The sequence below is a fragment of the Kitasatospora sp. NPDC028961 genome (assembly GCF_055564815.1).
In genome coordinates this window covers 606,323-631,039 of sequence record NZ_JBVHVO010000001.1, presented here as the reverse complement: position 1 = coordinate 631,039, position 24,717 = coordinate 606,323, and the positions used below count along the sequence as shown (strand labels likewise).

Sequence of the window (24,717 nt, the reverse complement as noted above, 5' to 3'; positions counted from 1 at the left end):
GGCGGGACCGTCCACCCTGCGGAAGGGCCCGGCGGCGTCCGCCCCGGGGCCGGGCCCGGGGGCGTCCGCCCTAGGGAGAAACTCGGGGTTCTCCCCTATGGCTTCGGGCCGTGCGCGGGCGCACCGTGGAGGCATGGCACACGGAGAGATGTCCCGACGTGAGAACCGGCAAGCCGCCGTCGCCGCCGCGACGCTGGGGCCGTGGCGGACGGCCGCGGGAGTCGGTGCGGTGGTGGGGGCGACCGCCCTGGGGATCGACGCGATCACCGGCGACTGGTCGCTGAGCATGCTGGCCGGACCGGCCGGCTGGGCCCTGTTCTTCTTCTTCCTGGTCGGCACGGTGGGCGGCCAGCTGCGCAAGGACACCACCGACCGGCGGCTGCGCCGGTGGGCGGACGCGCATCCGTGGAAGTCGGCGCTGCCGGCCGCGGGCGGGCTGCTGGTGCTGAACATGCTGGCGCAGACGATCCTCGGGGACGCGGGCCTGTTCGGCGCGTTCTTCCTCTCGCTGCTGCCGGCCGGTCTCCTGCTGGCCGTCGCGGGCGTGGTCGGCTCGGTGAAGCAGGCCCGCCGCAAGGGCTGAGCACCAGCCCGCCAGCCGGACAAAACGGGGTGATTCCCGCACGTCGCACCCGAGTTCACCACACGGTGTGCCCCCGATCGATTCCCTGTCACACCCCGTCGGCATACTGGCGCGATGCCGATAGCCGAAGATCCAGAACCGCGCCCGTCCGAGGGCCGGGCCCCGGACGGGGCGGACCCGTCCGGAGCGGGCGGGAAGGACCCGTTCGCCGACCTCGTCCTGGACGAGGAGTTCGTCCGCGGGGCCGCCGTCAAGGAGCCCGCGGGCCGCACCCGGATGCTCTCCGCCCGGTGGCAGCACACCCCGCCGGTCGACCCGGGCGGCCGGCGCTCGGTGAACGACGGCCCGAGGAAGGCCGGGCGCTTCGGGCGCGCTCCGAAGCCGGTCGACCCCTGGGGCAACGCCCGCCCGCGGCCGCGGTGGCAGGCACCGCTGTACGTGCTGCTGACGGTGGTCGTGCTGCTGGGCGCGCTCAACGTCGACGGCGTGCGCTCCTGGTTCTCGACGACCTTCGGCGCCGCCCCGGACCGGTCCGGCACGTCCGCCGCGCCGGTCGCCCCGGAGACCGCGCGGCCGACCGGCGCGCCCTCACCGGTCGACGAGGAGCAGCCCACCGTCGACCGCCCGTGGGCCGGCTCCCCCGCCAAGGACTGGCCGACCACGATGGACGCCTTCGACCTGCCGCAGGCCCCCGGCGCCATCGGGGTGTTCGGCGCCGAGCAGGTGGCCGCCCAGGTCAAGCTGGTGAAGGACTACCTGGCGGCGGCCAACCTGGATCCGAAGGTGATCGCGGGCGGCCGGCCGGACGCCGCGCTGGCGATGCTGGAGCGGGAGAGCCGGGACAAGCTGGAGATCGCGCTGGCCCGCCCCAGCAAGGAGGACGACCCCACCTCGGCGTTCGACCGCTTCGATCCGCGCGAGGCGGTCCAGGTGGCCGACGGGGTCAGGCTGCAGGGCCGGATCAGCGTCGAGGGCGACGGTGAGAAGGGGGTCGTGGTGCACACCGACTTCACCTACGTCTACGCGCTGCGTCCCGGCCCGGAGGCGGCCCAGCGCGCCACGGCCCAGCGGCCGACGCCGGGCGCCCCGGCGCAGTCCCCGCGGTCGGCGCCGCCCGCGCCGCCCGCGCCCGGGGACGGCGCGGTCAAGCCGGTCGCCCTGCTGCTCCCGGTGGCCGACGTCCCCGGGGACACCCGGACCGCCCGCACCATCGTGCGCAAGACGGAGGACTTCCGGTTCTACGACCCGGGCAAGTACCAGAACAACCCGAAGAAGATCAACTTCGGCAAGCGCCGGTCCGAGGTCGGCAACACCGCCTGCGAGGTCTACGACGGCTTCCTCCACCCGCGGTTCCCCCAGTTCGCCCAGCCGGACCCGGAGGGGACCGGACCGGCCACCGACCCGTACGACCGCTCCAAGGAGCTGACCGCGCGGGGCGAGTGCGGCACGATCACCCGCAGCTGAGCGCTCAGCGCTTGCGCCCGCCCCGGCCCGGCGCCGCCTTCTTCGCGCCGGGCCGGCCGCCGCGGCCCGCCTGCCGCCGCCCGTACTGGGCGGTGGCGCGCTCGTAGCGGGCGCGCTTGACGGCCTCGCCGGGGGCCTCGACCAGGCCGCGCAGGAAGTAGGCGAACAGCGCGCCGACCCCGCCGATGACCCAGACCACGCCGAGCGACTTGTCCTCGGCCATCCAGCCGGTCAGCTGGTCCCTGCCCTCGCTGAGCAGCTTCCAGTTGCGCAGCCCGGCCAGGCAGGAGCAGATCGCCACGGCGGCGACCAGCAGGCCGTTGACGAACCCGCCGTTGTCGGACAGCTGGACGCCCTCGACGGCGAAGCGCAGGACGAACGCCCCGGCCACCGCCGCGAGCAGGGCGCCGAGCGGCACCACGACCCGGCGCAGCCGGTAGTCGGTGCCACGGCCGACCCAGCTGGTGCCGAACCAGCGGATCGGTTCCGGCTCAGGGGCGCCGGCGGGCCTGGGGGTGGGGGTGGGGTCCTCGTTCACACGGCCGATTATCACCCGGCGCCCCGCCCGCGAGACAGCATCCGGCGGCCGACGCGGGAGGAGCCGTCCCGCCCGGGGCGGAACGGCTCCTCGTGGCGCGGGGGTGTCAGCCGAGCTTGGAGACGTCGCGAACGGCGCCCTTGTCGGCGGAGGTGGCCATCGCGGCGTAGGCCCGCAGCGCCTGGCTGACCTGGCGCTCGCGGTTCTTCGGACGGTAGCCGCCCCCGGCCTCCAGCTTCAGCCGGCGCTCGTGCAGCACCTCGGCGGGGACCTCCAGCGAGATCGTCCGGCCGGGGATGTCGATGGCCACGATGTCGCCGTCCTCGACCAGCGCGATGGTGCCACCGGAGGCGGCCTCCGGGGAGGCGTGGCCGATCGACAGGCCCGAGGTGCCCCCGGAGAAGCGGCCGTCGGTGACCAGGGCGCAGGCCTTGCCGAGCCCCCGGCCCTTGAGGAACGAGGTCGGGTAGAGCATCTCCTGCATGCCGGGGCCGCCCTTGGGGCCCTCGTAGCGGATGACGACGACGTCGCCCTCCTTGATCCGCTTGGTGAGGATCGCGTCGACGGCGTCCTCCTGGGACTCGACGACGACCGCGGGGCCGCTGAAGGTCCAGATCGACTCGTCGACACCGGCGGTCTTCACGATGCAGCCGTCCTCGGCGAGGTTGCCGTACAGCACGGCCAGGCCGCCCTCGACCGAGTAGGCGTGCTCGACGCTGCGGATGCAGCCGTTGGCGGCGTCGGTGTCCAGCGACTCCCAGCGCTCGGACTGGGAGAAGGCCTCGGCGGAGCGGACGCAGCCGGGGGCGGCGTGCCAGAGCTCGACGGCCTCGGCGGACGGCGAGCCGCCGCGGACGTCCCAGGTCTTCAGCCACTCGGCGAGCGAGTCGGAGTGGACGGTGGTCACGTCCTCGTGGAGCATGCCGCCGCGGTAGAGCTCGCCGAGGATGGCGGGGATGCCGCCGGCCCGGTGGACGTCCTCCATGTAGTACGAGCCGTTGGGCGCGACCTTGGAGAGGCAGGGCACCCGGCGGGAGACCGCGTCGATGGCCCGCAGGTCGAAGTCCAGCTCGGCTTCCTGGGCGGCGGCGAGCAGGTGCAGGATGGTGTTGGTGGAGCCGCCCATCGCGATGTCCAGCGCCATGGCGTTCTCGAACGCGGACCGGGTGGCGATCGAGCGGGGCAGGACGCTGTAGTCGTCCTGCTGGTAGTGCCGGTTGGTGATCTCGACGACGGTCCGCCCGGCCTTCTCGTACAGCGCCCGGCGGGCGGTGTGGGTGGCGAGCACCGAGCCGTTGCCGGGCAGCGAGAGGCCGATCGCCTCGGTCAGGCAGTTCATCGAGTTGGCGGTGAACATGCCCGAGCAGGACCCGCAGGTCGGGCAGGCGTTCTCCTCGATGATCGCGATGTCCTCGTCGGAGACGTTCTCGTTGACCGCCTGGGAGATCGCGTCGACCAGGTCCAGCCTGCGCACGGTGCCGTCGACCAGGGTGGCCTTGCCGGCCTCCATCGGGCCGCCGGAGACGAAGACGGTCGGGATGTTGAGGCGCAGGGCGGCCATCAGCATGCCCGGGGTGATCTTGTCGCAGTTGGAGATGCAGATCAGGGCGTCCGCGCAGTGCGCGTTGACCATGTACTCCACCGAGTCGGCGATCAGGTCGCGCGAGGGCAGCGAGTAGAGCATGCCGCCGTGGCCCATCGCGATGCCGTCGTCCACCGCGATGGTGTTGAACTCGCGCGGGATGCCGCCCGCCTGCTTGATCGCCTCGGAGACGATCCGGCCGACCGGCTGGAGGTGGGTGTGCCCGGGGACGAACTCGGTGAAGGAGTTGGCGACCGCGATGATCGGCTTGCCGAAGTCCTCGCGGGCTACGCCGGCGGCCCGGAGAAGCGCCCGGGCGCCTGCCATGTTGCGACCGTGGGTGACCGTACGGGACTTCAGCTCGGGCACTGTGCTCCACTCCTTCGGAGGCTGCTGGCGGCCCCGCGGGGTGAGGAGGGTGCGCGGCCGCTGTGTCTTTCGAGACTACGCCCGCCGTCCGGCGGGCGGACACCGCGTCCGCGATGCGGTCAGGCCGTGGCGTCCGGGGTCCGGGCCACGGTGAGGTCCAGCACGTACGGCTCGACCACCCAGCCGTCCGGGAACTCCGCCAGCAGCGCCTCGCGCTCGACGGCCAGCAGCGGCGCCCGCTCCTCGGGGGCGAGGGAGGCCAGGTAGGAGCGCGAGACCAGGTCGGTGATCACGTGGTCGACGGTGACCCGGCGCTCCCAGCGCAGCGTGGCGGTGCCGATCCGCAGGTCGTGGGGGGCGAGGTGCGAGACGATCTCGTTGACCGCGCCGTAGCCGTGGTACGTCCCGGTGAGCGCCTTGGCGAGCCGCTCGCCCATCGCCGCCACCCAGGCGACGCCGCTGTCCTTCACGTTCCACCAGGTCGCGAGCGCGCCGCCGGGGCGCAGCACCCGGATCGCCTCGGGGACGGACCGTTCGGGGTGCGTCCAGTGGAAGGCCTGGGCGTAGGTGACGAAGTCGGCCGAGCCGTCGTGGAAGGGCAGGTCGTCGCCGTCGCCCCGGACCAGCGGCAGGCCCGGCGAGGAGGTGAGGAACTGGGCACCCATGCCGGGGGTGGGCTCGACGGCGATCACGTCCGCGCCGCGGCCGGCCAGCAGCCGGGTGGCGATACCGGTACCGGCGCCGACGTCCAGCACCCGGGCGCCCTTCAGGGTGCGGCCGGCCAGGCGCTCCAGCGCGTCGAAGAGCTCGTCGGGGTACGAGGGACGGGCCCGGTCGTACTCGGCGGCCACCGCGCCGAACGAGCCGGCGAGCCGACGGTAGTCCGTGCTGTCCGTCATATGTCCCCCTCGGTACGGCAGTTCGTGGTCAGCGTACCCGGGCGGGGGTGGCCAGGTGCAGACGGGTGAAGGCGAGCGCCTCGGCGAGATCGGCCTCGCGTTCGGCGGGGGACGCGGAGCGCCGGGTGTTGACCTCCAGCACCACGTGGCCGTCGAAGCCGGTCCGGGCGAGGTGCTCCAGCAGTTCGGCGCAGGGCTGCTTGCCCCGGCCGGGGATCAGGTGCTCGTCCTTGCCGGAGCCGCTGCCGTCGGCCAGGTGGATGTGCGCGAGCCGGTCGCCCATCCGGTCGACCATGGCGAGCGCGTCGATCCGGGAGGTCGCGGCGTGCGAGAGGTCGATGGTGAAGTGCCGGTACTCCTCCTCGGTGACGTCCCAGCCGGGTGCGTAGGCCAGCATCTCGCGGTCGCGGTAGCGCCAGGGGTACATGTTCTCGACGGCGAAGCGGACGTCGGTCTCGCCCGCCATCCGGTTGATGCCCTCGACGAAGTCCCGGGCGTACTGGCGCTGCCAGCGGAACGGCGGGTGGACGACGACGGCGCTCGCGCCGAGCTTCTCGGCCGCCGCGCGGGCCCGGACGAGCTTGGTCCACGGGTCGCTGGTCCAGACCCGCTGGGTGATCAGCAGGCAGGGCGCGTGCACGGCCAGGATCGGCATCCGGTGGGCGTCGGAGAGCCGGCGCAGCGCCTCGATGTCCTGGCTGACCGGGTCGTTCCAGACCATCACCTCGACGCCGTCGTAGCCGAGCCGCTCGGCCAGCTCGAAGGCGATGGCGGTGTTGGCCGGGTAGACCGAGGCGGTGGAGAGGGCGACCTTGGTGTCGGGGATGTGCAGGCCGGGGTGCGGGGGCAGGACCAGGCGGTCGGTGGTGCGCAGCAGCGGGGCCGGGTGGGCCGCGGCCTGCCGGGCGGCCTTGACGGACTTCACCGACTGGACGGCGGCCTTGGCGGCGCCGGCCGCCCGGGCGGTCCGGGTCCCGCGGGGCGCCGCGCCGGTCCCGCCGGTCGCGGTCCCCGCCGCGGGCGGCTGCCCGGGGGCCTTCTTCGCCGCCTTCTTGGCGGCCTTCTTCGCCGCCTTCTTCGCCGCTCCGCCGGTGGCTTTCCGGGCCGCCCGGGCGGACTTCGCCGCGGCCGCCGCCCCAGAAGTACCAGAATCCTCAGACGCCACGGAATCCCCGGAAGCCCCGGCCGTCCTGGTCTCCCCGGCCGGCCCGGCGCTCTTCGCGCTCTTCGCGCTCTTGGCACTCCGCGCGCTCTTCGCGCCCTTCACGGCCTTGCCCAGCTTGCGGGCCCGTCCGGCACCGCCGGTCCCGGCCGGCTCGCCGCCGGCGGCCGCGGGCGGCGGGTCCGTGCGGCGCGGGGTGTCCGGCCGCGGCTGCCCGTCCCCGGGAGCGCGGCCCTCCCGCGTCCCGTCCTCGTCCGCTGGTTGCGCCACGGGAGACAGCGTAAGCGGACCGCGCCCGGAACGGGGAGCGGCCCTCCCGGCGCGGGCCGGCCGGACCGCCCCTCAGGTGGCGAGCGCGGGCCGGCGGCGGTCGACCGCGCCGTCCATGGTGTCCAGGCGGCGCAGGATGATGCCCTCGCGCAGCGCCCACGGGCAGATGTCGAGCTCGTCCAGGCCGAAGAGGTCCATCGCGGCGTCGGCGACCAGGGCGCCGGCCAGCAGTTGCTTGGCGCGGCCCTCGGAGACACCGGGGATCTGCGCCCGCTCGGCGACGGTCATCGCGGAGAGCCGGGGCAGCCAGGCGGAGAGGTTGCTGCGGGTCAGCCGGCGGTCGGCGTACGGGCCGGCGTCGGCGGGGGCCGCGCCGGTCATCCGGGCGAGCTGCTTGAAGGTCTTGGAGGTGGCGACCGCGTGGTCGGGGGAGCCCAGCCGGGCGATCTCGCCGACGACGGTGGCCATCTCGGCCCGGATGTGGCGTCTGAGCTCGCGCAGGCCCTCCGGGTCGGCGACGTCCCCGGGCAGCCAGCGGCCGGTGAGCCGGCCGGCGCCCAGCGGCAGCGAACAGGCCACGTCGGGCTGCTCGTCCAGCCCGCAGGCGATCTCCAGCGAGCCACCGCCGATGTCCAGGTTGAGCAGCCGGCCGGAGGACCAGCCGAACCAGCGGCGGACGGCGAGGAAGGTGAGCCGCGCCTCGTCCTGCCCGGAGAGCACCCGCAGTTCGACCCCGGTCTCCTCGGCGACCCGGCGCAGCACCTCCTCGCCGTTGGCGGCCTCCCGGACGGCGGAGGTGGCGAACGGCAGGATGTCGAGCACGCCCTTGTCCTCGGCGACCCGCAGCGAGGAGGCGACCATGCCGACCAGCTTCGCCACCCCGGGCTCACTTATCGCGCCCCGGTCGTCGAGGAGTTCGGCGAGCCGCAGCTCCGCCTTGTGGGAGTAGGCGGGGACGGGGGCGGCACCGGGGTGCGCGTCCACCACGAGGAAGTGGACCGTGTTGGAACCTACGTCGAGAACACCGAGTCGCATAGCCCTTCACGCTACGCGATCCCGCCTCCGGACAGACCTGGCGCGTCGGTATTCGTGCTGGTCCGGCGGTCCGGGCCCGGTGACTTGGTCCGGACCAGCGGCGCCGACTCAGGGCCCGTGGGTGCCCCGCGGCGCGGCCGGGTGGAGGGTTCGGCAGCCGGCGTCGGCCCAGCGGCGGGCCCGGCCGGGGGCGTTGGTGATCAGGCCGTCGGCGTCCCGGTCGGTCATCAGCTGCCAGGACGCCTCGTCGTCCAGCGTCCAGACGTAGACCTCGCGGCCGGCCGCGCGCTCGGCGGCGATCCGGTCGGCGGTGGCCAGCGCCCCCTCCAGGGCGATGCCGTGCAGCGGCAGGTCACCGGGGTCGTCGGCGAGCGAGGCGCCCTGGATGAGGACGACCGGCAGGGCGGGGGCGGCTGCGTGGGCCTGGCGCAGGTGCTCGGCGGAGAACGAGTACAGGTAGACCCGGGCGCCGCTGCCGGCGGCGATCCGGGCGATCCGGGCGACGTCCTCGGCCCGCTGCCACTTGATCTCCATCAGCAGCGTCACGGGGCTGCCGGCGAGCCGGTTCAGCAGGTGCTCCAGCGTCGGCACGGCCTCGGCCGGGCCGGGGCCGACGGTCACCCGCAGCCCGGCGACCTGAGCGGCGGTCAGGTCCGCGACGGCGCCGTGGCCGTCGGTGGTGCGGTCCACGGTGGGGTCGTGCATCAGGACCGGCACGCCGTCCCGGGTGGTCTGGACGTCGGTCTCCAGCCAGTCGGCGCCCTGGTCGAGGGCCGTCTCGAAGGAGCCCATGGTGTTCTCGGGGGCGTCGAGCGGGGAGCCCCGGTGGCCGATCACCGTCGGGGCGTCGCAGCTCCGCTCAGCCGCGACCGGGTGGGCGCGGAGCTCGGGGGCGGGGGCGCAGCCGCCGGCCAGCACCGCGAGGGCGGCGAGGACGGCCGCGTGGGCGGTGCGGGGCGAGGCGGTCACGGCTCGGGCTCCAGCTCTGGTTCGGACGCCGGGCGGACGCGGGTGTCCGGCGGGGTGCCGGGCGTCCGGGACATCGTCGACACGTCGGCGGGGGATCAGCGAACCGGTCCGACAACCTGACCGTGCCGGCGGTCGCCTCCAGCGTGCGCCCGCCGCCCGCTCCGGCCCGGCGGCGGCGCACCGCGGGTCACCCGGACGCGCCGCCCCGGCGTCACAGCAGACCGTCCCACAGCTGCTCGACGATGACGGCCCACCAGTTCTCCGGGTCGTCGAAGACCGTCGGGTCGATCGCCGCCAGAGCGCGCTGCAGCTCGGCGACGGCGGTGCCGGCGGCCCGCGGGTCCAGCCCGGGCAGACCGGGCAGCCACCCGGCGAACAGGGCCAGGCTGCGGACGAAGGCCGCCGGCCCGGCGTTGCAGTGCCGGGCGGTGGCGTAGTCGGGGTCGACGGCCCGGACGGCGCCGCAGGCGGTGTCCAGGGCGATCAGCGCCCAGCCGTCCGTCCCGAGCAGCAGTTGCGGGGCCAGTGCGAGGCGCTCCCGCTCTGCCACCCGGGTGCCGCGGCCGGCCTGCGCCAGGTGGGCGGCGAGCGGCGGCAGCACCGTACCGGGCCGGGTGCCGTCGGCGATCGCGTCCGGCCGCGGGTGGTGCAGCGCGAAGAAGCCCTCGACCGCGACGGGCACACCGACCGCCAGCAGGACCCGGGCGGTGGCCTCCGGCAGGTCGGCCCGGGCGACGTCGGCCGGGTCGAAGCGCCGGACGCCGCCGGCACCGAAGCGTTCCACCAGCAGCGCCGCGAGCCCGTCGTCCGCTCCGGCGGCCGGGGCCGGGCCGCCGCGCGGGAAGGGCACCCGGTTGCGGACCGGTCCGCCGGGCTCGGCCGGGAGCGCGCGGACGGCCGCCGCCCGGTGGTCGAAGCGCGGTCCGTAGGACAGCTCGGCCTCCACCCGGGCGCCCGGCAGCTCGGCGGCCAGCGCGTACGCCCAGTAGCCGCCGGGCAGCGCGCTCAGCCGCAGGTCGGTGCGGACGGCCAGCACGTCCTCCGGGCGGACGCCCCGCTCGCGCAGCCACCACCAGCCGCGCAGCGCCGGGTGCGGCAGCCCGGGCGCCGAGCGCAGCGCCAGCGAGCGGACCTCGCCGAGGTCGTCACGGTAGGTCAGCTCGGCCCGGGTGCCCCGGCCGGTGGCCGGCGGCAGGGCCGGGTCGTGGGCGCCGGCGCCCACGAAGTCCCGGTAGAGCGCGGTCACCTCGTCCACCGGTACGGACGGCCAGACGGTGAACCGCCCGGTGATCCGGTCCACCACCGCACAGGCCGCCCCCACCTCCTCGGGTGCACGCCGCTCCCCCGTCAGCGGGTCGACCCCCACCGGCGAGGGCTCCGCCCAGACCACCCAGCCGAGGTCGAACTCGTGCGAGTACACCCGCCGGCTCCCGGTCGAGCCGTCGGCGGAGGCCCTCGGCAGCTCGCCGTTGATCCAGCGGTGGGCGGCCTCGACCGCCTGCGCGCGGGTGGTCACAGGGTGGTGCTCCTTGCATGGACGCGGGCCGGGAGGGGCGCGCGGGCGGAGAGGGGCGGACGGATGGTCACCGGACACCGCCGGTCGGCGGCCCGACGCGGCGCCCGGCGGCGGGACGGCTCAGGACGGCGGTCACCGGGCGCCGCTCGTCGCCGGCTCCGGACGGCGCGCGGCGAGGTCGAGCGGGCACCCGTCCGGGTCGAGGGCGATCGCCCAGAGGCCGTGGGCGGCGTCGTGCAGCGGCTCGGCCCCCCGGCGGCCGACCTGGTGGTCGAGGTAGGTCACGGTGTCCCGGTGGTTGACGGCGTTCCAGGCGTGCGGACGACCGAAGCCGTCCAGGGTGAGCAGCACGGCCTGGGCGCCGTGGCCGGCCCGCCGCAGTTCGCCGGTGAGACGGCCGAAGGCCGGGCCGCCGTCGCCGAGGTCGCGGAAGGGCGCGCCGAGTTCGCGTTCGGCACGGTCCCGGCCGCCGCGCTCCCCCGCGTCGCCCTCGGTGGGGATCCGGGGCGCGGCGCAGGTCGGGCGGCCGGTGAAGGTGTCGACGGCGGACAGCGCGATCTCCAGGCTGTTGTTCGCCCGGCCCGGGGCGTGCGGGCCGTCGGCGTTGACCACCTCCGTCCAGCCGCCGGCCGCCGGGTCGGGGTGGCGGACGGGCAGACCGGCCGCGTCCCGGGGCGCCCGGCGCTCGACCTCGCGCTGGTGCTCCGGGTCGACCGGGGCCAGGCCGCCGGGCAGTCCGTAGGGGCGGCTGTCGGCGATGGTCCGCAGGCGCGCCTGGAACTCCTCCTCGGCGCCGCCGCCGCGCAGGGCGCGCCGGGCCAGCTGGAGCGCCAGGGCGTGCGCGGTGGCGACCGGGACGGCGGCCCAGGCCAGGCTGTCCCCGCCCTCGGCCGGGGAGCCGCCGGGGCGCCGGCGGTGGTCCTCCGGGTGTTCCTCGGGGCGGCCGGGGCCGGCGACCGGCGGGGCCGACGGCGGCAGGACGGTCACCGGGCCGGGCGCGGTGACCGGGTGCGGGGTGCCGGTGGCCCCCCGCGGGGCGCCCGCGCCCACCCCGGCGCCCGGCCGGCCCTCGGCGGGCGCCTGCTGTCCGGAGGCGGGGGCGCCGGGCGTCCCGGACGCGCCCGGGGCACCGGCTGCCGGGGTGCCCGGGCCGGGGACGACGACAGGGCCGACCGCGCCTCCGGGCCCGGCCGGGACGGCGCTGGGGGCGCCCCCGGCGGCGGGCGGGCCGGCGCCGACCCCGCTGCCGAACGGCGCCGGACCGTGCCCGGCCGCCACCGGGCCCGGGTAGGAACCGCCGGACGGGCCGGCCAGCGGACCGGGGCCGGTCGGCCCGGCGGCCACCGGCACGGTGAACTGGGCGCCGTAGGAGGTGCCGTGCGGGCCGCCCTGGGCGGGTCCGCCGCCGGACGGCACGTCCGGCGCGCCGAGGTGCGAGGGCGCGGCGGGGGCCTGCGGTGCGGGCGGCGCGAGCACCGAGTCGGTCCGTACGGTCACGGGCGCGCCGCCGCCACCCCCCGGGTGGGCGGGCGGCAGGTGGTAGTCGTCGTCGGCCCGGCCGCCGTAGCCGACCGCGCCGCCACCGCCACCACCACCGTCGCCGCCACCACCACTGGCGAACTGTGCCGGGGCGGCCGGACGGCCCGGGCCGTCCGGCGTCCGGTCGCCGCCGGCCGAACCGGTCCGCAGCGGCCCCGTACCGCCCCCGTCCGGGGCCCGGTCCGGGTGCTCCCCCGGACCGCCCGGGCCGGGGCGGCCGGCGCCGTCCATCACGACCACGCCGTCCGGCCCCACCCCGGGTGTGCCGGCCCCGGGGACGCCGGGCGCCCCGGGTGCGCCCGGCAGCACCGCGCCCGGCCCGTCGGCGAGCGGCCCGCCCGGTTTGCCGTCCAGTCCGTGGCCGTTCCCGCGGGCCGCCGCGGGGTCGGTCAGCGGTATGCCGCGGACCTCCTTGCCGTCCTTGTCGGTCAGCACCGGCAGGCCGTCCCTGCCCAGCACCGGCCGCCCCTGCTCGTCCACCTTCACGGCGAGGTCCTCGACCCCCACCACCGGCTTGCCGTCCGGGCCCTGGACGACGAGCAGCCCGCTCGGGTCCGTCACCGTCGTGCCGTCGGCCCGGACGATGACCGGGTCTCCGTGCTCGTCGAGCACCGGTCGGCCGGCCTCGTCGAGCTTGACCGCCAGCCCCGGCACGCCGACCACGGGCCGGCCGTCCTGACCGAGCACCACCGCCAGGCCCGCGCCGTCCGCGCCCAGCACGCCCGGCTCGCCGAGCACGGCGGGCAGCCCGGCGGCGACCGGGTCGAAGGCCCCGCCGGTGAACGACGCCGGACGCACCCCCGGGACGCCGCCCGGCGCGAGGCGCAGCAGCGCGACCACCGCGGGCTCCTTGAGCGTGCCGTCCAGCCCGTCCTTCATCGCCCGACCGAGCTCGTCCAGCAGGCCGCCGATCTTCAGCCCGGCGGACTCGACGGCGGCCGCCGCCACCGCTTCGGCGACGTGTTCGGTGGCGGCGTCGCGCACCCCGGCCGCCACCGCGCCGAGGCCCTGCCGCAGCCCGCCGAAGACCCCGCCGGGCGCCGCTCCGTCGCCGCGGGTGGCGGTGGCGACCTCGGCTGCGGCCGCCTTGGCCCGGGCCGCCTGCTCCTCGGCCTTCTTCAGCTCGGCGGCCAGCTCGGTGAGGGTGGCGACGAGGTCGGCCTTGCAGCTGTCGACGGCCCGGGCGGCCTTGTCGAAGGCGCCGGCCACCAGGGTCGTGGCGCTGTGCGCGTCGTCCAGGTGGCCGGTGCCGCGGCCGCTGAACGCCCGCCAGTACTCGCCGAAGGCGTCCACCGCGCGGCCGGAGTTCTCCCCGGTGACGCGCTTGGCGGAGTCCCCGCCGCGCTTGCCGAGGCGCTCGGCCTCGACGCCGAAGTCGCGCCAGAGGCCGGCCGCCCTGCGCAGCCCGTCCTCGTCGGCCTGCGGCCACTGGTGGCCGGTCCTGGCCAGCAGCGGTGCCAGCTCCTCGGGCAGCTTGCGGGACATGCGCTTCCCCCTTCGACGTACGGACTTCGACGTACGGACCGCGGCGTGCGGACTTCGGTGTGCGGGCCACGACGTGCGGGCCACGGCGTGCGGGCCACGGCGTGGCGGAGCACGGCGGCGACGGAACACGGGGTGCCGACCGCCGCGCACGGACCGCGTCACCCGCGGTCCGCGTCCGGCGGACGGCCCCGGCCGTCAGGCCGACCTGTCCTTGGGGACGGTCGTACGGGCCCCCGGGGTTGCCGCGGGCGTCACCGGCCCGCCCTGCCCCGCCGCGCCGCCGAAGCCGGCGGCCGCCGCGGTCTCCGCGTCGACGGTCCGCTCGGCCATGGTGTGCAGCCCCGAGCCGACCTGCCCCAGCTGCCCGGCCAGCCCGCGCAGACCGCCGAGCAGCCCGCCGCGCGCGTCCTTGTAGGCGGCGGCGAATCCGCTGCCCGGCCGGTCCTGCCCCCACGGGCTGCCGAGCGCCGCGAGCGACTGCTCCAAGGTGCTGGCGGCCTTCCCGAAGTCCTCCGAGATCTTTTCGAACTCGCGCCCCTCACCGTGCAGTTCCCACGGTTTGAGGGCGAAGGTGCCGCCTCCGGCATCGCCGTTGCCACTGCCGCTCGCCATCCCCGTACCTCCCCGTAGCGGACCGGCCGCCATCCTAGAGGGGCGGCCGCGTTGGGCCGCAGCGCGGCGGAGACCTCTTCACCCCGCCTTCACCTCGCCCGACGGCGGCTCCGACCGCCGCCGCTCGGCGAAACCACCGCAAATCCCCCGCCCGCAGGCGGTTCGCACCGCCGTGAAGGCTCTACCCTTGCCGGGTGGCAGCAGCAGAGACCTCCAAGAAGAAGACCAAGGCCGGCGCGACCCCGGTCGACCTCGCGATGCCGACCCTGCGCGTCGAGGCCCCGCTCGACGCCCCGCGCCCCGAGGTCCCGCTCGACTTCCCCCGGGCCTGGGTCGAGTTCGCCGACCCGGCCGACGAGGAGCAGGTCTTCCGCTGCGACCTCACCTGGCTGACCTCCCGCTGGACGTGCATCTTCGGCCGGGGCTGCCAGGGCATCCGCGAGGGCCGCGGCGAGTCGGACGGCTGCTGCACGCTCGGCGCGCACTACTCGGACGAGGACGACGAGCGGCGCGTGGCCGGCCACGCGGCCCGGCTGACGCCCGAGATCTGGGAGAACCACGCGCACGGCACCGACGCCAAGGGCCGGATCCGGCTCGACGGCGGCATCACCATGTTCGACGAGGACGGCGACCGGCAGACCCGCCGGGTCAACGGCGCCTGCCTCTTCCTCAACAGCCCCGGCTTCGCCGGCGGCGCCGGCTGCGCGCTGCACACCCTCGCCCTCAAGGAGGGCAAGGAGCCGCTGGAGACCAAGCCGGACGTCTGCTGGCAGCTCCCGGTGCGGCGCACCTACGACTGGATCGACCGCCCGGACGACACCCGCTACCTCCAGGTCACCATCGGCGAGTACGACCGCCGGGGCTGGGGCCCGGGCGGCCACGACCTGCACTGGTGGTGCACCGGCAGCCCGGACGCGCACACCGGCCCGGACCCGGTGTACATCAGCTACCGCCCCGAGCTCACCGAGCTGATGGGCAAGGCCGGGTACGAGGTGCTGGCCGGCCTCTGCGAGCAGCGGATCGCCACCAAGGGCGACCGCAAGGTGGCGCCGCACCCGGCCGACCCGGGCCGGAAGCCGGGCCGCAGGAAGTAGCCCGCCGGTACGCCCTCGCCGCCGTCCGGCGCCCCACCGCCACGTGTCGGTGCCGCCTACTTGTCGATGTCGCCGACGACGAAGAACATCGAGCCCAGGATGGCCACCATGTCGGCGACCAGGGTGCCGGGCAGCAGTTCGGTGAGCGCCTGGATGTTGTTGAAGGACGCCGAGCGCAGCTTCAGCCGCCACGGCGTCTTGTCGCCGCGCGAGACCAGGTAGTAGCCGTTGACGCCGAGCGGGTTCTCCGTCCAGGCGTAGGTGCTCCCCTCGGGGGCCTTGAGCACCTTGGGCAGCCGCAGGTTGACCGGGCCGGGCGCCAGCGTGGCGAGCTTGTCCAGGCAGGCGTCCGCGAGGTCCAGCGCGTTGACGGTCTGCTCCAGCAGGCACTCGAACCGGGCCAGGCAGTCGCCCTCCTCACGGGTGACCACGGTCAGCACCGCGCGCAGCTCCTCCGAGCCGTACGCCAGGTAGGGCTCGTCACGGCGCAGGTCGAAGTCGAGCCCGCTGGCACGCGCGATCGGGCCGCTGACCCCGTACGCCTCGGCGTGCGCCCGGCTGAGCACGCCGACGCCGGCGGTGCGGGCCCGGAAGATCTCGTTGCCGAGGACGAGGTCCTCGAAGACCGGCAGCTGCGAGCGGACGGTGGCGATCGCCGCCCGGACCCGGCCGAGCCAGCCGGCCGGCAGGTCCTCCTTGAGGCCGCCGACCCGGTTGAACATGTAGTGCATCCGGCCGCCGGAGGCCTCCTCCAGCACGTGCTGGAGGTCCTCACGGCCGGTGAAGGCGTGGAAGATCGGGGTGATCCCGCCCAGCTCCAGCGGGTAGGAGCCGAGGAACATCAGGTGGTTGAGGACGCGGTTCAGCTCGGCGAGCAGGGTGCGGATCCAGACCGCGCGCTCGGGCACCTCCATGCCGAGCATCCGCTCGACGCCGAGCACCACGCCCAGCTCGTTGGCGAACGCGGAGAGCCAGTCGTGCCGGTTGGCCAGCATGATGATCTGCCGGTAGTCACGGGCCTCGAAGAGCTTCTCCGCGCCGCGGTGCATGTAGCCGATCACCGGCTCCGCGGTGACGATCCGCTCGCCGTCCAGCACCAGCTTCAGCCGCAGCACACCGTGGGTCGCCGGGTGCTGCGGGCCGATGTTGAGCACCATGTCGGTGCTGCCCGCCGCGCCGGTGAAGTTCTCGGCTCCCGCCCCGATGCCGACCGTGGTCTCCCTCATGACCCGAGAGTCTGCCATCCCCCGAGACCGGCGAGGGTCTCCGGTACCGGCATGCGGACGGCCTGGGCGAGCCAGCCGAACGCGCCCAGGCCCGCCGGGTCGGTCAGCTCGGCGGCCTCCCCGGCGCCGCCGAGCGCCCGCAGGTAGGCCGCCGGGTCGGTGGACGCCAGCGCCAGCGGCGGTCGGGCACCGCTCACGCCGAGCGCCCGCAGCGCCTCGCGCTGCGTTGTCCACAGGCTGTGGACGGCGGGCGCGGCCACCGCGTCCAGCGCCACGTGCGCGGTGAGGTCGCAGGAGCCGTCCGGCACCGGGCGCACCTCCCGGCCCGCCCGGAACCCGGTCAGGGTGGCGAGGGGCGGGCGGCTCGCGGCGGTGTGCCCGTAGTCCGCCGCGACCGCGAGACCGCGTTCCAGCCCGGCGACGGCCGAGGCCCAGACGGCGTCGCGCGGGGCGCCGAACTCCACGACGTCCCCCGGCTCGGGGGCCGGCCACCAGCGCGCGGCCCAGGCGGCGTCGGCCGCGTCCACCGCGGACCCGAGCCGCTCCTCGCCGGTCGCGGTGTCCACCTCGACGTAGCGCAGCACCCCGTCCTCGTCCACCTCGCCGAGGTCCAGCGGCACGTTGTCCAGCCACTCGTTGGCGAACAGCAGCCCGCTGACGCCGCGCGGCACCTCGTCCGTCCACAGGGCTGTGGACGGCAGTCCCGCCGGACGGTCCGCCGCGATCTCCACCCCGTACGGCCGCAGCCGGGCCAGCACCCCGTCCGGCAGCTCGGCCAGCACACCGGTCAGCAGCTCGCCGCGGCCCGCCCCGACGTCCACGAAGGCCAGCTCCTCCGGACGGCCGAGGGCCGCGTCCACGTCCAGCAGCAGCCGGGCCACCGCGCGGGCGAACAGCGGGGAGGCGTGCACCGAGGTGCGGAAGTGCCCGGCCGGCCCCTCCGGCCTGCGGTAGAAGCCGCCGACGGGGGCGTAGAGGGCCTCTTCCATGGCGGGCCGCCACCGCATCCAAGTCATGCGGCGGGACGCTACCGGCGCCGGGGTTCCCCTCCCAACCGGAGTCCGGGCTTCTCCGACCTAGGGAGTAGGACGGATCGCCCTCCCGGCGGACCTGACCACGCTCCGCGACTGCCTACGCTTGAGACGTGCAACGACTCAACGCCTGGCTCCGCCGTCACCCCATGGTGGTCGACTCCGCCTGGGCGGCGATCGTGCTGTTCCTGGGGCTCCTGCCGGACGGCGGCGACAACAGCGCCTGGCGGGCCCCCGCCCAGTTCGTCATCGCCCTGCTCATCCCGCTGCTGATGGTCTTCCGGCGCCGCTACCCCGACGCCACCGTGGCCGCCGCCACCGCGCTGGGGATCGGTCAGATCACGCTGGGCATCCTGCCCGCCGGCTCCAGCATCGGGTACCTGGTCTTCGCCTACACCGGCGCCGCCTTCGGCTCCGCCTGGATCTCCCGGCTGGCCCTGGCCGCCGGGCTGGCGGCCGGACCGCTGACGTACTGGCAGCTCCACCTCAGCAAGACCGTGATCGACCCGAACGGCGACGCCCAGCAGCGCTCGTACAGCCTGGGCGAGTTCCTGCTGCTCACCGCGGCGATGAGCAGCCCGTTCATCCTCTGCTGGGCCTGGGGCCGGCTCACCCGGGTGCGCCGCGCCTACCTGGTCGAGCTGGAGGACCGCGCCGCCCGGCTGGAGCGCGAGCGCGACGCCCAGGCCAAGGTGGCGGTCGCCGCCGAGCGCGCCCGGATCGCCCGCGAGCTGCACGACGTGGTCGCGCACAACGTCTCCGTCATGATCGTCCAGGCCGACGGCGCCGCCTACGTGCTGGACAACTCGCCCCAGCAGGCCAAGGAGGCGCTGGGCACGATCGCCTCCACCGGGCGCCAGGCGCTCGTCGAGATGCGCCGGCTGCTGGGCGTGCTGCGCACCGCGGACACCGCCGAGGAGTACGTGCCGCAGCCCGGCGTCGAGGAGCTGCCCGAGCTGCTGGACCAGGTCCGCACGGCCGGCCTCCAGGTGGACTTCGCCACCTCCGGCGACCCGCGCGAACTGCCGCGCGGCGTCGAGCTGACCGTCTACCGGATCGTCCAGGAAGCACTGACCAACGTCCGCAAGCACGGCGGCCCCGATGTGCACGCCCGGGTCGCGGTCGACTTCGGCGAGCGCGAGCTGGCCGTCCTGATCGAGGACGACGGCCGCGGCTCGACCGACGAGCAGCTCGCCGCCGGCGGGACGGACGGCCAGGGGCACGGCCTGATCGGCATGCGCGAGCGGGTCGGCATGGTCAGTGGCAGCCTCGACGTCGGGCCGCGCCCCGGCGGCGGCTTCCGGATCCGCGCCGTCCTGCCCCTCAAGGCAGCACACTGACCCCGTTGCCGCCCACGAACTAGGAGCCACCTTGACCATCCGCGTGATGCTCGTCGACGACCAGGAGCTGCTGCGCACCGGCTTCCGGATGATCCTGCAGTCCCAGGGCGACATCGAGATCGTCGCCGAGGCCGGCGACGGCGCGCAGGCCCTGGAGCGGCTGCGGCACACGCAGGTGGACGTGATCCTGATGGACGTCCGGATGCCCCGCCTGGACGGGGTGCAGACCACCCGCCGGATCTGCCTCGCCGAGGACGGCAGCCCGCTGCCGAACGCGCCGCACGTGCTCATCCTCACCACCTTCGACCTGGACGAGTACGCCTTCGCCGCGCTCAAGGCCGGGGCCAGCGGGTTCCTGCTCAAGGACGTGCCGCCGACCGAGCTGGTGGCCGCGATCCGCGCGGTGCACGGCGGCGACGCGGTGGTCGCGCCGACCACCACCCGCCGCATGATCGACCGCTTCGCCGAGGTGCTGCCCACCGCGGCGAGCACGCCGGGACCGGACACCCTGGGCCCGCTCACCGAGCGCGAGCGCGAGGTGTTCCTGCTGGTCGCCCAGGGCCTCTCGAACGGTGAGATCGCCGCCCGGCTGGTCCTGTCCGAGGCCACCGTGAAGACCCACGTCGGCCGGATCCTGGCCAAGCTCGGCCTGCGCGACCGGGTCCAGGCCGTCGTCCTCGCCTACGAGGCGGGCCTGATCCGGGCCGGCGCCGCGGATTAATCCGCCGTCCGCCCCGGCCGTAGAATGGGCCGGTGCGTCCGGTACCCGCAGAGGACCGGAACGGTAAGAGTGAGGACCAGGGCCGAGCTGTGAGCGAGCGAACCGGGCTCACCGTCGAGAGGTGCGCCATGGCGATTGCCCCCGCCGAGCGCCGGGGTGCCCCCCGGCCCGGGAACGACCCGGAGGTGGCCGCGTGAGCGCCTCCGACAGCGTCGGCGCCGGCCCGCTCGACGACGGTTTCGGCGACCCGGCCGACCCCGGCAACCGACCGGCCCGGCTCGCCGTCGGGGTGGTCGGCACCGGCCGGGTCGGCCCCGCGCTGGGCGCCGCCCTGCAGCTCGCCGGGCACCGGGTGGTCGCCGCCTCCGGGGTGTCCGCCGCCTCCCGCCGCCGCGCCGAACAGCTGCTGCCGGGCGTGCGGATCGTCACCCCGCCGCAGGTGCTCGCCGCCGCCGACCTGGTGCTGCTCACCGTCCCCGACGACGCGCTGGCCGACCTGGTGGCCGGCCTCGTCGCGACCGGCTCGGTCCGCCCCGGCCAGCTGGTGGTGCACACCTCGGGCGCGCACGGCGTCGCCGTCCTCGAGCCCGCCACCCGGGCCGGGGCGCTGCCGCTGGCACTGCACCCCGCGATGACCTTTACCGGCACCACGGTCGACCTCGCCCGGCTGGCCGGCTGCCCGTTCGGGGTGACCGCCCCCGAGGAGCTGCGCCCGGTGGCCGAGGCCCTGGTGGTCGAGATGGGCGGCGAGCCCGAGTGGGTGCCGGAGGGCGTCCGCCCGCTCTACCACACGGCCCTCGCGCACGGCGCGAACCACCTGGTCACCCTGGTCTCCCAGGCGCTGGAGCTGCTGCGCACGGCCGGGGTCGCCGAGCCCGGCCGACTGCTCGGCCCGCTGCTGGGCGCCGCCCTGGACAACAGCCTGCGCTCCGGCGACGCGGCCCTCACCGGCCCGGTCGCGCGGGGCGACGCGGGCACCGTTCGGCGCCACCTGGCGCAGCTCAGTACGGTGTCCCCGGACATCCCGGCCGCCTACCGGGCGATGGCCCGCGCCACCGCCCAGCGGGCGCTCGCCCACGGGACGATCGACGAAGCGTCGGCGGCGGCGCTGCTGGACGTACTGAACGAGGAGAACTGATGGCAGCACGCGGCAAGCAGGCCGGCAAGGCCCAGCGGGCACCCAAGGTCCACCGGGCCGTCGTCACCCGGAGCGTCACCGACTTCGAGGCGGCCTTCTGGCCGGACGAGCAGCCGGTGGACAACGCGGTCGTGATGACGATGGGCGCGCTGCACGAGGGCCACGGCGCGCTGATCCGGGCCGCCCGCAAGCAGGTCGGCCGGGACGGCCGGGTCGCCGTGACCGTCTTCGTCAACCCGCTGCAGTTCGGCGCCGGCGAGGACCTCGAACGCTACCCGCGCGACCTGGAGGCGGACGTCCGGCTGGCCGAGGAGAACGGCGCCGACGTCGTCTTCGCGCCGTCCGTCGAGGAGGTCTACCCGAACGGCGAGCCGCAGGTGCGCCTGGCGGCCGGCCCGATGGGCGAGCGCTTCGAGGGCACCACCCGGCCCGGGCACTTCGACGGGGTGCTGACCGTGGTGGCCAAGCTGCTGCACATCACCGACCCGGACTTCGCCTTCTTCGGCGAGAAGGACGCCCAGCAGCTGGCGCTCGTCCAGCGGATGGTCGCCGACCTGGACTTCGACGTCGAGATCGTCGGCGTGCCGACCGTCCGCGAGGAGGACGGGCTGGCGCTCTCGTCCCGCAACCGCTTCCTGTCCGCCGAGGACCGCGAGCACGCGCTCGTGCTGTCCCGGGCCCTGTTCGCCGGCCGCGACGTGGCCGCGCAGGGTCCGCAGGCCGTGCGCGAGGCCGCCACGGCCGCCCTCGACGCCGCCGAAGGCGTCACCCTGGACTACCTCGCCCTGATCGACCCGCACGACTTCACCGAAGCGGCGGACGACTTCCGGGGCGAGGCGGTGCTGGCCGTCGCCGCGAAGGTGGGCTCCACCCGCCTGATCGACAACGTCCGCATCATCTGCCGCTGACGCGGCGACGCACCACCCGCGGGCCCCCCGCAGTCGCTCCACCCGCAGTCGCACCACCCGCAGGACCGTCCGGCAGCACATTCCCTCAGGCATGCACTCACTGGAGGCGTGACCCCATGCTCCGCACCATGCTCAAGTCCAAGATCCACCGGGCCACCGTGACCCAGGCCGACCTGCACTACGTCGGCTCCGTCACGGTGGACGAGGACCTGCTCGACGCCGCCGACCTGCTCCCCGGCGAGCTGGTCCACATCGTCGACATCAACAACGGCGCCCGGCTGGAGACCTACACCATCGCCGGCCCGCGCGGCTCCGGCGTGATCGGCATCAACGGCGCCGCCGCCCGCCTGGTCCACCCCGGCGACCTCGTCATACTCATCGCCTACGGGCAGATGGACACTGCCGAGGCCAAGGGCTACCTGCCGAAGGTGGTCTTCGTGGACGCCGACAACCGGATCACCGGCATGGGCGGCGACCCCGCCGAGGCCGGGGAGGGCACCGGGCTGCTCCGCGGCGACGCGGCGTACCGTGACGGCAACGGCGCGGCCCCGACCGCCGCGCGCTGAAGGAGCCACTGAACGCCATGCCCGTCACGCACCGCCTCACCGCCCCCGCCCCCGGCTGGACGGCCACCACCGACATCGTCGTGGTCGGCTCCGGCGTGGCCGGACTCACCGTCGCCCTCAACGTCCGCAAGGCCGGCCTGCGGGCCATGGTGGTCACCAAGGCGATGCTCGACGACGGGTCGACCCGCTGGGCCCAGGGCGGCATCGCCGCCGCCCTGGGCGAGGGCGACACCCCCGAGCAGCACCTGGCCGACACCCTGGTGGCCGGTGTCGGGCTCTGCGACGAGGAGGCCGTCCGCACCCTCGTCACCGAGGGCCCGGAGGCCGTCCGCCACCTGATCGCCACCGGCGCCGCCTTCGACCGCGGCGACGACGGCGAGATCCAGCTCACCCGCGAGGGCGGCCACCACCGCCGCCGGATCGCGCACGCCGGCGGGGACGCCACCGGCGCCGAGATATCGCGCGCCCTGGTCACCGCCGTCCGGTCCGACCCGGGCCTGGAGCTGATCGAGCACGCCCTCGTCCTCGACCTGCTCACCGACGCCGACGGCCACGCCGCCGGCCTCACCCTGCACGTGATGGGCGAGGGCCAGCGCGACGGCGTCGGCGCCATCCGGGCCCGCGCGGTGGTCCTCGCCACCGGCGGCATGGGCCAGGTCTACTCCGCCACCACCAACCCCGCGGTCTCCACCGGCGACGGCGTGGCGCTCGCGCTGCGGGCCGGCGCCGAGGTCACCGACCTCGAGTTCGTGCAGTTCCACCCGACCGTGCTCTGGCTCGGCCCGGACGCCGAGGGCCAGCAGCCGCTGGTCTCCGAGGCGGTCCGCGGCGAGGGCGCGCACCTGGTCGACGGGGACGGCACCCGCTTCATGCTCGGGCAGCACGAGCTGGCCGAACTGGCCCCGCGCGACATCGTCGCCAAGGCCATCACCCAGCGGATGCAGCTCCTGGGCACCGACCACATGTACCTGGACGGGCGGCACTTCGGCGCCGCGATGTGGGAGGAGCGGTTCCCGACCATCCTCGCCTCCTGCCGCGCGCACGGCATCGACCCGGTCACCGAGCCGATCCCGATCGCCCCGGCCGCGCACTACGCCTCCGGCGGCATCCGCACCGACCCGACCGGCCGCACCACCGTCCCCGGGCTGTACGCCTGCGGCGAGGTGGCCTGCACCGGGGTGCACGGCGCCAACCGGCTGGCCTCCAACTCCCTGCTGGAGGGCCTGGTCTTCGCCGAGCGGATCGCAGCCGACCTGACCGCCCGGCACCGCGCGGACGAACTGCCCGAGCGCTCGGTGGACGTCGCCGCCGCGCGGGCCGCCCGCCCGGTGCCGCTGCCCGCCCCCGAGGCGCGGGCCGAGATCCAGCGGCTGATGTCGCGCGGCACGGGCGTCCTGCGCTCGGCCTCCTCGATGGCCGGCACGGCCGCCGGACTCGCCCTGATCGCCGAGCAGGCCCTGGCGCACGTCGCCGAGGAGAAGCCGGCCGACCCCCGGGTGGAGACCTGGGAGGCCGCCAACCTGCTGCTGGTCGGCACCGCCCTGGTGACGGCCGCCGCCCGGCGCGCCGAGACCCGCGGCTGCCACTGGCGCGAGGACTTCCCCGAGCGGGACGACGCCCACTGGCAGCGCCACCTGATCACCACCCTCACCGCCTCCGGCGACCTTGTCAGCACCCCTGAGGAGCAGTAGAACCATGACCCACTCCCACGAGGAACTCCCGATGGCCGGCGGTTGCGGCGACGGCTGCGCGTGCGGGGACGGCGAGGGCTACGAGACCGGCCTGGACCCGCGGCTCGCCGAGCTGCTGGAGGAGGCCGGTCTCGACCCGATCGAGGTCGAGGACATCGCCACCCTGGCGCTGGCCGAGGACCTGGCCGGCGGCGAGGACGTCACCTCGGTCGCCACGGTGCCCGCCGACGCCGTCGCCACCGCCGACTTCACCGCCCGCGAGGCCGGCGTGGTCGCGGGCCTGCGGATCGCCGAGGCGGTCGTCTCGCTGGTCTGCGAGGAGGAGTTCGAGGTCGAGCGGCACGTCGAGGACGGCGACCGGGTGGAGGCCGGCCAGGTGCTGCTCTCCGTCCGCAGCCGCACCCGCGACCTGCTGACCGCCGAGCGCAGCGCGCTCAACCTGCTCTGCCACCTCTCCGGCATCGCCACCGCCACCCGTGCCTGGGCGGACGCCCTGGAGGGCACCGGCGCGGTGGTCCGCGACACCCGCAAGACCACCCCGGGCCTGCGGGCGCTGCAGAAGTACGCGGTCCGCTGCGGCGGCGGCGCCAACCACCGGATGGCGCTCTCCGACGCCGCCCTGGTCAAGGACAACCACGTGGTCGCGGCCGGCGGCGTCGCCGAGGCGTTCCGGGCCGTCCGGGCCGCCTACCCCGACCTGGCGGTGGAGGTCGAGGTGGACACCCTGGAGCAGATCCCGCCGGTGCTGGAGGCCGGGGCCGACCTCGTCCTGCTGGACAACTTCACCGTGCCGCAGCTGAAGGAGGCCGTCGAGCTGGTGGCCGGGCGCGCCCGGCTGGAGGCGTCCGGCGGACTGACCCTGGCCAGCGCGCGCGAGGTCGCCCAGACTGGGGTCGACTACCTGGCCGTGGGCGCGCTCACGCACTCCTCGCCGATCCTGGACATCGGCCTGGACCTGCGCGCCTGATCACCTCTGATC

Annotated in this window: 21 protein-coding genes; 10 read left to right on the top strand and 11 right to left on the bottom strand. The window is 75.7% G+C overall.

Going from position 1 to position 24,717, the window contains the following annotated elements; genetic code table 11:
• The first annotated feature begins 133 nt into the window (after positions 1-133).
• Together ACZ4UX_RS02765 and ACZ4UX_RS02760 are read left to right on the top strand one after the other, a co-directional pair.
• Positions 134-583: a hypothetical protein gene (locus tag ACZ4UX_RS02765; RefSeq protein ID WP_465705142.1), complete on the top strand. Its 450-nt coding sequence runs from the start codon at positions 134-136 to the stop codon at positions 581-583.
• Between the two features lie 114 nt (positions 584-697).
• Entirely contained in the window at positions 698-2,047 is a 1,350-nt protein-coding gene (locus ACZ4UX_RS02760; protein WP_465705140.1) for an SCO2583/SCO2584 N-terminal domain-containing protein, read from the top strand.
• Between the two features lie 4 nt (positions 2,048-2,051).
• On the opposite strand, the gene ACZ4UX_RS02755 is transcribed toward ACZ4UX_RS02760, so the two are convergent.
• The 9 genes from ACZ4UX_RS02755 to ACZ4UX_RS02715 form a co-directional block, all read right to left on the bottom strand.
• Complete coding sequence (locus ACZ4UX_RS02755; protein WP_329488322.1) at positions 2,052-2,585, bottom strand: hypothetical protein; 534 nt, start codon at positions 2,583-2,585, stop codon at positions 2,052-2,054.
• A 106-nt stretch (positions 2,586-2,691) separates the two neighbouring features.
• Positions 2,692-4,536 carry a dihydroxy-acid dehydratase gene (gene ilvD / locus ACZ4UX_RS02750; RefSeq protein ID WP_329488323.1) on the bottom strand — a complete coding sequence of 615 codons (1,845 nt, stop codon included), beginning with the start codon at positions 4,534-4,536 and terminating at the stop codon, positions 2,692-2,694.
• A gap of 119 nt (positions 4,537-4,655) precedes the next feature.
• A complete protein-coding gene (locus ACZ4UX_RS02745; RefSeq protein ID WP_465705138.1) occupies positions 4,656-5,435 on the bottom strand; it encodes a class I SAM-dependent methyltransferase in 780 nt (259 codons plus the stop codon).
• A 28-nt stretch (positions 5,436-5,463) separates the two neighbouring features.
• The gene (locus tag ACZ4UX_RS02740) at positions 5,464-6,267 is read right to left on the bottom strand and encodes a sugar phosphate isomerase/epimerase family protein (protein ID WP_465705407.1); all 804 of its coding nucleotides are present in this window, start codon (positions 6,265-6,267) and stop codon (positions 5,464-5,466) included.
• Positions 6,268-6,939: 672 nt separating this feature from the next.
• A complete protein-coding gene (locus ACZ4UX_RS02735) occupies positions 6,940-7,902 on the bottom strand; it encodes a Ppx/GppA family phosphatase (protein WP_329488325.1) in 963 nt (320 codons plus the stop codon).
• A gap of 108 nt (positions 7,903-8,010) precedes the next feature.
• Entirely contained in the window at positions 8,011-8,871 is an 861-nt protein-coding gene (locus ACZ4UX_RS02730; protein WP_465705136.1) for a glycerophosphodiester phosphodiesterase, read from the bottom strand.
• Between the two features lie 211 nt (positions 8,872-9,082).
• A complete protein-coding gene (locus ACZ4UX_RS02725) occupies positions 9,083-10,387 on the bottom strand; it encodes an SUKH-4 family immunity protein (RefSeq protein ID WP_465705134.1) in 1,305 nt (434 codons plus the stop codon).
• Positions 10,388-10,519: 132 nt separating this feature from the next.
• A complete protein-coding gene (locus ACZ4UX_RS02720) occupies positions 10,520-13,411 on the bottom strand; it encodes a toxin glutamine deamidase domain-containing protein (protein WP_465705132.1) in 2,892 nt (963 codons plus the stop codon).
• 195 nt (positions 13,412-13,606) lie between these two features.
• The gene (locus ACZ4UX_RS02715) at positions 13,607-14,023 is read right to left on the bottom strand and encodes a hypothetical protein (protein ID WP_329488330.1); all 417 of its coding nucleotides are present in this window, start codon (positions 14,021-14,023) and stop codon (positions 13,607-13,609) included.
• 257 nt (positions 14,024-14,280) lie between these two features.
• Between ACZ4UX_RS02715 and ACZ4UX_RS02710 the strand changes: the two genes are divergently transcribed.
• The gene (locus ACZ4UX_RS02710; RefSeq protein WP_465705405.1) at positions 14,281-15,117 is read left to right on the top strand and encodes a DUF3109 family protein; all 837 of its coding nucleotides are present in this window, start codon (positions 14,281-14,283) and stop codon (positions 15,115-15,117) included.
• Positions 15,118-15,173: 56 nt separating this feature from the next.
• On the opposite strand, the gene ACZ4UX_RS02705 is transcribed toward ACZ4UX_RS02710, so the two are convergent.
• Positions 15,174-16,343: an NADH-quinone oxidoreductase subunit D gene (locus ACZ4UX_RS02705; RefSeq protein WP_465705130.1), complete on the bottom strand. Its 1,170-nt coding sequence runs from the start codon at positions 16,341-16,343 to the stop codon at positions 15,174-15,176.
• A complete protein-coding gene (locus ACZ4UX_RS02700; RefSeq protein ID WP_465705128.1) occupies positions 16,340-17,359 on the bottom strand; it encodes an SAM-dependent methyltransferase in 1,020 nt (339 codons plus the stop codon). Before ACZ4UX_RS02700 ends, ACZ4UX_RS02705 begins: the two co-directional genes overlap by 4 nt.
• Positions 17,360-17,487: 128 nt before the next feature.
• Here ACZ4UX_RS02700 and ACZ4UX_RS02695 point away from each other — a divergent pair, with 128 nt between their 5' ends.
• The 7 genes from ACZ4UX_RS02695 to nadC all read left to right on the top strand — a co-directional run bounded on the left by ACZ4UX_RS02695 (position 17,488) and on the right by nadC (position 24,705).
• Positions 17,488-18,714, top strand: a complete 1,227-nt coding sequence (locus ACZ4UX_RS02695) for a sensor histidine kinase (protein ID WP_352286154.1) — start codon at positions 17,488-17,490, stop codon at positions 18,712-18,714.
• A gap of 31 nt (positions 18,715-18,745) precedes the next feature.
• Positions 18,746-19,435, top strand: coding sequence for a response regulator transcription factor (locus tag ACZ4UX_RS02690; protein WP_329488334.1), 690 nt, complete (start codon positions 18,746-18,748; stop codon positions 19,433-19,435).
• A 193-nt stretch (positions 19,436-19,628) separates the two neighbouring features.
• Complete coding sequence (locus tag ACZ4UX_RS02685; RefSeq protein ID WP_465705126.1) at positions 19,629-20,573, top strand: Rossmann-like and DUF2520 domain-containing protein; 945 nt, start codon at positions 19,629-19,631, stop codon at positions 20,571-20,573.
• A complete protein-coding gene (panC, locus tag ACZ4UX_RS02680) occupies positions 20,573-21,481 on the top strand; it encodes a pantoate--beta-alanine ligase (protein ID WP_465705124.1) in 909 nt (302 codons plus the stop codon). The genes ACZ4UX_RS02685 and panC overlap by 1 nt, the downstream gene beginning before the upstream one ends.
• Positions 21,482-21,597: 116 nt before the next feature.
• Positions 21,598-22,047 (top strand): aspartate 1-decarboxylase, encoded by a 450-nt coding sequence (panD, locus tag ACZ4UX_RS02675; RefSeq protein ID WP_329488337.1) that lies wholly within the window; start codon positions 21,598-21,600, stop codon positions 22,045-22,047.
• 17 nt (positions 22,048-22,064) lie between these two features.
• On the top strand, positions 22,065-23,738 hold the full coding sequence (locus ACZ4UX_RS02670; RefSeq protein WP_465705122.1) for an L-aspartate oxidase: 1,674 nt from the start codon (positions 22,065-22,067) through the stop codon (positions 23,736-23,738).
• Between the two features lie 4 nt (positions 23,739-23,742).
• Positions 23,743-24,705 (top strand): carboxylating nicotinate-nucleotide diphosphorylase, encoded by a 963-nt coding sequence (gene nadC, locus ACZ4UX_RS02665; protein WP_329488339.1) that lies wholly within the window; start codon positions 23,743-23,745, stop codon positions 24,703-24,705.
• The last annotated feature ends 12 nt before the right edge of the window (positions 24,706-24,717 follow it).

Coding starts and splice junctions, on each gene's coding strand:
- ACZ4UX_RS02765 (WP_465705142.1), top strand. CDS start 134: ATGGCACACGGAGAGATGTCCCGACGTGAGAACCGGCAAGCCGCCGTC.
- ACZ4UX_RS02760 (WP_465705140.1), top strand. CDS start 698: ATGCCGATAGCCGAAGATCCAGAACCGCGCCCGTCCGAGGGCCGGGCC.
- ACZ4UX_RS02745 (WP_465705138.1), bottom strand. CDS start 5,435: ATGACGGACAGCACGGACTACCGTCGGCTCGCCGGCTCGTTCGGCGCG.
- ACZ4UX_RS02735 (WP_329488325.1), bottom strand. CDS start 7,902: ATGCGACTCGGTGTTCTCGACGTAGGTTCCAACACGGTCCACTTCCTC.
- ACZ4UX_RS02720 (WP_465705132.1), bottom strand. CDS start 13,411: ATGTCCCGCAAGCTGCCCGAGGAGCTGGCACCGCTGCTGGCCAGGACC.
- ACZ4UX_RS02715 (WP_329488330.1), bottom strand. CDS start 14,023: ATGGCGAGCGGCAGTGGCAACGGCGATGCCGGAGGCGGCACCTTCGCC.
- ACZ4UX_RS02710 (WP_465705405.1), top strand. CDS start 14,281: ATGCCGACCCTGCGCGTCGAGGCCCCGCTCGACGCCCCGCGCCCCGAG.
- ACZ4UX_RS02705 (WP_465705130.1), bottom strand. CDS start 16,343: ATGAGGGAGACCACGGTCGGCATCGGGGCGGGAGCCGAGAACTTCACC.
- ACZ4UX_RS02700 (WP_465705128.1), bottom strand. CDS start 17,359: ATGACTTGGATGCGGTGGCGGCCCGCCATGGAAGAGGCCCTCTACGCC.
- panC (WP_465705124.1), top strand. CDS start 20,573: ATGGCAGCACGCGGCAAGCAGGCCGGCAAGGCCCAGCGGGCACCCAAG.
- panD (WP_329488337.1), top strand. CDS start 21,598: ATGCTCCGCACCATGCTCAAGTCCAAGATCCACCGGGCCACCGTGACC.
- ACZ4UX_RS02670 (WP_465705122.1), top strand. CDS start 22,065: ATGCCCGTCACGCACCGCCTCACCGCCCCCGCCCCCGGCTGGACGGCC.
- nadC (WP_329488339.1), top strand. CDS start 23,743: ATGACCCACTCCCACGAGGAACTCCCGATGGCCGGCGGTTGCGGCGAC.